At 57.4% G+C, this 6,102-nt stretch carries 4 protein-coding genes; 2 read left to right on the top strand and 2 right to left on the bottom strand.

From position 1 onward, the window contains the following. Together ADM64_RS06995 and ADM64_RS06990 are read right to left on the bottom strand one after the other, a co-directional pair. The coding region (locus tag ADM64_RS06995) for a biotin/lipoyl-containing protein (RefSeq protein ID WP_049193692.1) at positions 1–452 on the bottom strand (452 nt) is incomplete at its 3' end. Between the two features lie 173 nt (positions 453–625). Then, positions 626–2,164 carry a leucyl aminopeptidase gene (locus tag ADM64_RS06990; protein WP_080985624.1) on the bottom strand — a complete coding sequence of 513 codons (1,539 nt, stop codon included), beginning with the start codon at positions 2,162–2,164 and terminating at the stop codon, positions 626–628. Between the two features lie 222 nt (positions 2,165–2,386). On the opposite strand from ADM64_RS06990, the gene ADM64_RS06985 reads away from it, so the two are divergent. Next, positions 2,387–3,502, top strand: a complete 1,116-nt coding sequence (locus ADM64_RS06985) for a branched-chain amino acid aminotransferase (protein ID WP_016423039.1) — start codon at positions 2,387–2,389, stop codon at positions 3,500–3,502. Positions 3,503–3,991: 489 nt separating this feature from the next. After that, on the top strand, positions 3,992–5,869 hold the full coding sequence (locus ADM64_RS06980) for a vWA domain-containing protein (protein WP_049193690.1): 1,878 nt from the start codon (positions 3,992–3,994) through the stop codon (positions 5,867–5,869). Positions 5,870–6,102 lie beyond the last annotated feature (233 nt).

Below are 6,102 nucleotides of genomic sequence, written 5' to 3'. Positions count from 1 at the left end.
AACGGTTCGTCGACCTCGACGGTGTCGCCGACCTTCTTCAGCCAAGTGGTAATCGTGCCTTCGGTGACGGACTCGCCGAGCTCCGGCATCTCAACATCAGTAGCGGAACCGGAGGCAGCCTTCGGTGCTTCCTTCTTTGGCTCTTCAGCGTCTTCCTTCGGAGCCTCTTCCTCGGTCTCCTCAGCGGAATCGTCAGCGCCTTCCGGCTCTTCGCCCGGCTCGCCGACCTTTGCGATGACCTCGCCAACATCGACGGTGTCGTCTTCTTCAAAGAGAATCTCGGTGAGAACACCGGCGACCGGAGATGGAATTTCGGTGTCGACCTTGTCGGTGGAAACCTCGAGCAACGGTTCGTCGACCTCGACGGTGTCGCCGACCTTCTTCAGCCAGGTGGTAATGGTGCCTTCGGTAACTGATTCACCGAGCTCCGGCATCTCAATAGAGGTCGCCATGTTTGTGCACTCCTCGAAAAGTTAAGAAATCTCGTTTTAAGACGGTTATTACAAATTAGCTTACAGGTTGAAAACTCTGCTTGCCCCGTGGGCTGCGCCCGCTTTCGACTGGTGCGTGGAATAGCTCATTCCAGCCAGGATTCCAGCCGGGCGGGGCGCAGTCGGATGACCGGCTACTTCGTTGCCAAATCCTCAATCACAGAGAACATCGTCCGAACCGGAACACCAGTGCCCCGCTTCGGGGTATAACCATACTCCCCGGTGGTGTTGAAGGCCGGACCGGCAACGTCGATGTGAACCCATTCAACATCCTCGCCAACGAATTCGCGCAGGTATGCAGCTGCAACGCTCATGCCACCAAAGCGAGAGTTCGTGACATTCCGCAGGTCAGCTACCGGCGACTTCAGGGCCTCTGCTAGCTCAACTGGAATCGGCATTGCCCAACCATTTTCACCAATGCTCTGAGACAGCTCTGCAACACGGTCACGGAACTCGTCGTTACCCAGGATGCCCGGGGTGCGCTCGCCAAGAGCGACTAGCTGCGCACCGGTCAGGGTAGCGGTGTCAATCAGGTGAGTCGGCTTGTCTTCGCAGGCGCGGACAATGGCGTCTGCGAGTACGAGGCGGCCCTCAGCGTCGGTATTCAGAATCTCAATGGTCTTACCGCCGTACTGCGTAATGACATCGCCCGGACGGTACGCCTTACCACCCGGCATGTTCTCCGCCATTGGAACAGTTGCGGTCACCGGGGTGGATACGCCTAGGCGAGCAGCCAGGACGACTGTGGCAATAACAGCCGCAGCGCCGCCCATATCGGAGATCATGTTCTCCATGCTGGCGCCCGGCTTCAGCGAAATACCGCCGGTATCAAAGGTGATGCCCTTACCGACCAGTCCCAGCGAATTCTCTGCCGACTCATCGCCCTTCCAAATCAGGCGCACCAGGCGCGGCCCGCGCGAGGATCCACCACCCACGGCATTGAGGCCTCCGAAACCGCCGGCGCGCAGAGCGTCGTCGTCAAGCACCTCGACCTCGAGCCCCGCGTCACGGCCTAGCGCTGCAGCAGCGTCAGCAAACGTCTCGGGGTAGAGGTGCGACGATGCTGTATTGACGAAGTCACGCGCGGTGGCAACGGCATCCACAATCGCTGCAGCGCGCTTTACGACGTCGTCATCAGCGCCCAACACAACCACCTTCTGGGTGGCCTCGTTGCTTTCTTCGTCGCTCTTCTGACCGGAGTAAGCGTAAGCGCCCAGCGCAAAGCCCTCGGCTGCAGCCTGCGGATCGATGGCGCCGAGAGTGTTAAAGACCACCTTGGCCTTGGTCATACGGCGCGCAGCGGCGCCGCAGGCACGGCGGATGTCCTCGGCATCCAGATCCTCAGAACCCACGCCAACGCCCGTGACACTGTCGACATCCAGGCCAGCAGGAGCCGGGATGGTGGTCACGGACTCGGACTTAGCGCTGGCGGAGACTGCCTCAAAGGAGGCGAGCAGCTGCTCTGCAACCGAACCGATGGCCTCGGGTGCGACCAGCTCGAGGCCATCCTCGCCGTCGATAAGCGCGACGAGAACCGCGTCGGCGTCCGCGGGCAGAGAGTTGTCGGCAGCGATGACCACGCGAGTGCCGATAGCCGGCAGGTAATTGGACAAAACAGCGGCGTTGCGAGAGGCGCCGAGCTGTGCCGAATCATTGTTAGCGGGGACTGACATGTAGTTGCATCTCCTTGTAGTCGTACTATGTGGTACACCACCGTATCCCTATTTGCCGGTTCGTGTCCTTCACCCCTGGACAGCGGACTGACGAGCCAGCGCCACGACTATTGGAATGTACCCGCGCCTAGTGCCCGCGACGCTGACATTGCCCTGACTAACACGGTCTTTCGGGGGCGAGTATTGATACGACTCGATCCTCGACGGTTTAGGATGAAAGACATGTCTGCTTTGGAATTTGCAATCGAACGTAACCCGAATCCACTCTCTGATGCCGAGCGCGAGGAGATTTTGGCCAACCCTGGTTTCGGTAAGCACTTCACCGACCACATGGTCCGAATTGACTGGACTGCAGACAAAGGCTGGCATGGCGCCAAGCTGCAGGCATACGGTTCGATTGAAATGCAGCCGTCTTCTTCGGTCCTGCATTACGGGCAGTCGATTTTTGAGGGACTGAAGGCGTATCGCATGCCGGATGGTTCCATTGTTACTTTCCGCCCGGAGCAGAACGCTCGTCGCTTCCAGCGCTCCGCTGACCGCATTGCAATGCCGCAGCTGCCGGAGGAGACCTTCCTCGAGGCAATCCGCCTGCTGGTTGAAGCCGATGCAGCATGGGTGCCGCCAGCTGGTGGCGAAGAATCCCTGTACCTGCGTCCAATCATGTTCTCCACCGAGAGCACCCTGGGCGTGCACCCGTCGAACTCTTACACCTTCCTGCTCATCGCTTCACCTGCCGGCGCGTACTTCTCCGGTGGCATTAACCCGGTGACCGTGTGGATCTCCCACGAGTACGTGCGTGCCGCGCCGGGCGGCACCGGTGCTGCGAAGTTCGCAGGTAACTATGCAGCTTCGCTGGCGGCTCAGCAGCAGGCAGAGGAAAAGGGCTGCGACCAGGTTGTGTGGCTGGACGCTGTCGAGCGCAAGTACATCGAGGAGATGGGCGGCATGAACCTGGCGTTTATCTACCCGGATGAGAATGCTGACGCTGGTGTTCGGCTGGTGACTCCAGAGCTGTCTGGTTCGCTGCTGCCGGGCATTACTCGGGCATCGCTGCTGCAGGCTGCTCAGGATCTGGGCATGAATGTCGAGGAGCGTCGCATTTCCACCGAGGAATGGAAGAATGATGCCACCTCCGGTGTTATGAGCGAGGCATTCGCCTGCGGTACTGCTGCAGTCATCACCCCGGTCGGTTTTGTGAAGTCCGCTGAGGGCGAGTTCGAGATCAACGGCGGCGAGACCGGTGAGTGGACTATGAAGCTGCGCGAGCGGCTGACCGGTATCCAGCACGGCGAGGTTGAGGATACCCACGGTTGGATTTACAAGCTCGTTGAGGCTTAGTTTCGGCGTAGGTCGGCTAAGAAAAATTTAATAGTGGTTACTAGAATTAGTACTTTCGCAGCCCCTGTTCAGTATTCGCTGTTCAGGGGCTGCGTTTTTGCTTTGCTGGCTCCCCAACGGCTGTGCGATTTTCTCATGGTTCATGAATTGTTCAGGCGGCATTTGTTTAGCCGTTAAAAACACCTCTAGCGTGACCGGGGTCACTGTGAAAAACTACCAACACGATTGATTTTTGTAGTTGGGAAAACAGTTTGAGGCGCTGTGATGGTGGTAGTTCAAGACTTTTTTAAAGATAGTTTTTCGTCAAGTAGTTCAAAGCGCCTAAGGGTAACCATCGTTGTCACTCTGTTGTTGGCTGCGTGGACGATTGGGTTTAGTGCGATTCCGGCTCCGGTGGCGGCAGCCCAAGATTCGCCTTCGCCGTCCGGGGTGGAACAGCCCGCTCCTACGGGCGAAGGGGGTACGGGCGAAGCAAAAGCAGAGCTAATCATGGATCTGTCTGGTTCGATGCTTGCCGACGACGCCGGAGGCACCCGCCTCGATGCGGCAAAGCGCGCATCCACGGAGCTGATTGACTCCCTCCCGGATGATGCGCTGCTTGGCATGCTGGTTTATGGCCAGCGCGAATCCAGTGATGAATCCAACCGCGAACGTGGTTGCCAGGACATCGAGGTGCTGTCGCCTGTCCAAAAGGTCGACAAAGAAGGCCTGAAGAGCAGGATTGCCGGGTTGGAAGCTCAGGGCTATACGCCGATCGGCAATGCACTGCGTAAGGCGGCTGATGAGCTTGGCCCAGACGGTGAGCGGTCAATTATTTTGGTCTCTGACGGTATCGACACCTGCGCGCCGCCACCGGTGTGTGAGGTTGCGAAGGAACTGGCAGGGCAGGGTGTTGGCCTGACGATTCACACAGTGGGCTTCAAGGTCGATGAAGAAGCTCGCGCTGAGCTGGAGTGTGTTGCGCAGGTATCCGGTGGACAGAGCATGACTGCGGACGATGCTACCCAGCTTGCAGACCACATGAAGTTCTTGACTCAGCGGTCAGTGCAGGGCTACGAAACCACGGGTACTCCTTTCGAGTTCTCCGAGACTAAGGAAGGCGCGAAATGGCTCGGCGAGGGCAAGTACCAGACGACGCTGGTGCCAGAGGTTGCCCAGCACGATCGCACCCCGCTCTACTACCGAATCGCAGTGCCGAAGGGACACAACGCGATTGTTACCTCAAAGGTGTTAGCGAATATCGATGCTGAGGGTAAAGGCCAGCAGGATGTCCGAACTGAAGTTGACGAAATCATCAATGAAACTGGCGGAAAATGCCAGGACGACGGTCGTATGGGGTCGCTGACTGGCGCCGAAGCTAGTGCCGATTCGTGGACTCCAACTTCGGCTGATGCAAGCATTCTTGCATGGGATAGTGACCGCATCGAATCCAGTTGCGATCAAACCAAGTGGCTCGTCGCAAATAACGTGTGGGTCTATGACGGTGATTCAGTAGCGGACTATCGTGATGAACCGGTGAAGGTCGAGGTTAGCGTCCAGTTTGAGCCAGTCCTGAAGAAGCAGGATGCTGACAAACTAAATGAGGGGCGGTCTTCTTCGACCGGCGACAAAGCCTACAAAAAGGCCACTTTTGGAGAGGCCAAGCCCGTAAACGGTGGCAATAACGCAGCCCAAGCGCCGGAAGTTAAATCTGGGGATAACATCTCTGACACAATCGTGCCCGGTGAACAGAAGTTCTACAAGATCCCTGTCGAGTGGGGTCAGCGACCAGTGATTGCTGCCCGCACTGGAAATTCGGAGCGCGATAATGCCGATTCCATGGGAGTTGCCCTGCTGAATCCGTTCGAGGTTTCCGTGGCGGATGGAACAATGCACTTTTATCAGGATTCCGAGGACCTGAACTTGTCAACAGATCGTCCGGTCGAATACAACAACCGAGAATCTAATGTTGGAGGACGACCTGTAGCCAACGCCGGCTACTACTACGCGACTGTCCGAATGGCTAACTATCGCCCGGATGAAGAGGTCAGTGGCATCGATCAGCCGTTCCAGCTCGCATTCCTCCTGGACAACAAGCCAACTAAGGGGCCTGACTGGCGACCGACTGACAAGAACGGCCCGACTCCATCCGATAAGCCGATTCTGGCCAAGGGAGAGCCGGAACAGGAATCGTCAAAGGACTCGTCAGAAGATGCGTCGAATGAATCTGACTCCTCGGATACGGATTCTCAGGCATCCGCATCCTCGTCGGACATGGAAGATGAGGGCATGAGCCCGTTGGTCATTGGCACCGTTGTAGCAGTGGTCGCCGTGTTTATCGGCATTGCCGGCGCAATCGTCTACCAGAACAAGAAGCGCAAGGAGTAGACAAACCGTAAGATCAGGAAGTTCCTGAGCAAGGGGGGCAGGGTGGGGAAGGCAGCAAAAGTGTGTCCGCCTGGCGTATCGCTGGCGGGCACATTTTTGCTACTTAGCCGCAAGAACTGACAACTCCAAGAATTATGGGCTGCAGATGTGAAACTGTGTGAGTTTATGACACTTTCATGCCATTTTTCAGGCCATTTTTGACATAAACGCAGTCAGTAACTCGGATCGACCCA

Source organism: Corynebacterium sp. 401_CJEI (assembly GCF_001076435.1).
In the GTDB taxonomy this organism is placed as follows: domain Bacteria; phylum Actinomycetota; class Actinomycetes; order Mycobacteriales; family Mycobacteriaceae; genus Corynebacterium; species Corynebacterium jeikeium_D.
The sequence above is the reverse complement of the archived record's forward strand: the minus strand, read 5'-3'. Positions and strand labels throughout refer to the sequence as shown.